2 protein-coding genes are annotated in these 2,672 nt (G+C 71.7%); both read left to right on the forward strand.

The window, feature by feature from the left end; all coding sequences use genetic code 11:
- The coding region (gene nuoF / locus G6022_RS08485; RefSeq protein WP_182691361.1) for an NADH-quinone oxidoreductase subunit NuoF at positions 1 to 1,051 on the forward strand (1,051 nt) is incomplete at its 5' end.
- A partial coding sequence (locus G6022_RS08490; protein WP_241731123.1) for an NADH-quinone oxidoreductase subunit G occupies positions 1,048 to 2,672 on the forward strand: 1,625 nt, incomplete at its 3' end. The genes nuoF and G6022_RS08490, both read left to right, overlap by 4 nt.

The following is a 2,672-nucleotide window of genomic DNA, read 5'->3' on the forward strand; positions in this document are numbered from 1 at the left end:
CGAGCCCGGGACCTGCAAGGACATGCCCCTCATGCTGGCCACGCCCCACGTGCTGATCGAGGGCATGGTGATCGCGGCGTACGCCATCCGGGCGTCCCACGCGTTCATCTACCTGCGCGGCGAGGTGGTACCGGTGCTCAGACGGCTGCAGACCGCGGTCGCCGAGGCGTACGAGGCCGGGTTCCTGGGGCGCGACATCCTGGGCAGCGGCTTCGACCTGGACATCGTGGTCCACGCGGGCGCCGGGGCCTACATCTGCGGTGAGGAGACCGCGCTCCTCGATTCCCTCGAGGGCCGTCGGGGGCAGCCCCGGCTCCGTCCCCCGTTCCCGGCCGTCGCCGGCCTCTACGCCTGTCCCACCGTGGTCAACAACGTCGAGTCCATCGCGAGCGTCCCGTCGATCCTCCACCACGGGCCCGAGTGGTTCCGCTCGATGGGTTCGGAGAAGTCCCCCGGCTTCACGCTGTACTCCCTGTCCGGGCATGTGGCCCGGCCCGGCCAGTACGAGGCACCCCTCGGCATCACCCTGCGGGAACTGTTGGACCACGCCGGCGGCATCCGGCAGGGGCACACGCTCAAGTTCTGGACCCCCGGCGGTTCCTCCACCCCGATCCTCACCGACGCCCAGCTGGACATGCCCCTGGACTACGAGGGATGCGCGGCCGAGGGCTCCATGCTCGGCACCAAGGCGCTGCAGATCTTCGACGACACGACCTGCGTGGTGAGGGCCGTGCTGCGCTGGTCGGAGTTCTACGCCCACGAGTCCTGCGGCAAGTGCACACCCTGCCGTGAGGGCACGTTCTGGCTGGTGCAGATCATGCGCAGGCTCGAGGACGGCACCGCGAGGGAGAGCGACCTGGACCGGCTGCTCGACATCTCGGACAACATCGTCGGCAAGTCGTTCTGCGCGCTCGGGGACGCCGCCGGCGCTCCCATCATGTCGTCCATCGCGCTCTTCCGGGACGAGTACCTGGCCCACATCCCCGACGGCTGTCCCTTCGACCACAGCCGCTCGACCGTCTTCGCCCGGACCGAGGAGGTGGCCCGATGACCCCCGACGACCGCGTGCCCAACAAGATCACCCCGCGCGCCGACGACACCGTCGCCGACCTGAAACCCGACGGGGACGAGGATCTGGTCACCCTCACCGTGGACGGTCGCCGGGTCTCCGTGCCCGCCGGCACGCTGGTGATCCGCGCCGCCGAACGCCTCGGCGTTCAGATCCCGCGGTTCTGCGACCATCCGCTGCTCGAGCCGGCCGGCGCGTGCCGCCAGTGCATCGTCGAGGTCGAGGGCGCCCCCAAACCCGTGACCTCCTGCACCACCCCGGTCACCGAGGACATGGTGGTGCGCACCCAGTTCACCTCCGAGATCGCGGACAAGGCCCAACGCGGGGTCATGGAGCTCCTGCTGATCAACCACCCGCTGGACTGCCCCGTCTGCGACAAGGGCGGTGAGTGTCCGCTCCAGAACCAGGCACTCTCCAGCGGCCACGGGCACTCCCGGTTCACCGAGGTCAAGCGCACGTTCCCCAAGCCCATCGCGATCTCGGCGCAGGTCCTGCTCGACCGCGAGCGGTGCGTGATGTGCGCCCGGTGCACCCGGTTCTCGGACCAGATCGCGGGCGACCCGTTCATCGACCTGATGGAACGGGGATCCCAGCAGCAGGTGGGCGTCTTCGGGGACGAGCCCTTCGAGTCCTACTTCTCCGGCAACACCGTCCAGATCTGCCCCGTCGGGGCGCTCACCGGTGCCGCCTACCGCTTCCGGGCGCGCCCGTTCGACCTGGTCTCGAGCCCCGGCGTCTGCGAGCACTGCGCCAGCGGCTGTGGGCAGCGGACGGACCACCGCCGCGGGAAGGTCCTGCGCAGGCTGGCCGGCGACGACCCGGACGTCAACGAGGAGTGGAACTGCGACAAGGGCCGGTGGGCCTTCGCCCACGCCACGCAACCCGACCGCCTCACCACCCCGATGATCCGCGGCCGGGACGGGGGCCTGGTCCCGGTCCCGTGGAGCACCGCGCTCGCCACGGCCGCCGCGGGGTTGTCCGCCGCACGCGGTCGCACGGGCGTCCTGACCGGCGGTCGACTCACCCGGGAGGACGCGTACGCCTACGCCAAGTTCGCCCGAGCGGTCCTGGGGACCGACGACGTCGACTTCCGTGCGCGCCCTCAGTCCTCCGAGGAGGCGGAGTTCCTCGCCCGGCACGTGGTCGGCCGCGGCCCGGGTGGTGCCGGGGCGGTCACCTACGCCGATCTCGAGACCGCACCGGTGGTCGTGCTGGTGGGCTTCGACCCCGAGGAGGAGTCGCCGATCGTCTTCCTCCGCCTGCGCAGGGCCGCGCGCGACCTCGGGGTGCGGGTCGTCTCGGTGGCCCCGTTCGCCTCGCCGTCCGTGCGCAAGACAGGCGCCACGCTCGTGCCGACGGTGCCGGGTGACGAGCCGGAGGTCCTCGCCGCGTTGGCGCAGGTGGCGGGTCCGAACGGGCCCGACTCGTCCGGGCTGTCGGGCCTGTCCGAGCTGACTGACGTGTCCGACCTGTCCGACCTGTCCGACCTGCCCGCGCTCCTGCGCGCCCCCGGCGCCGTGATCCTGGTGGGCGAGCGACTGGGAGCGGTTCCCGGGGGCCTTCCGGCGGCGGAGGCGCTCGCCGACGCCACCGGGGCGCGCCT

The sequence above is a fragment of the Dietzia sp. Cai40 genome, from assembly GCF_014145165.1.
Classification (GTDB): domain Bacteria; phylum Actinomycetota; class Actinomycetes; order Mycobacteriales; family Mycobacteriaceae; genus Dietzia; species Dietzia natronolimnaea.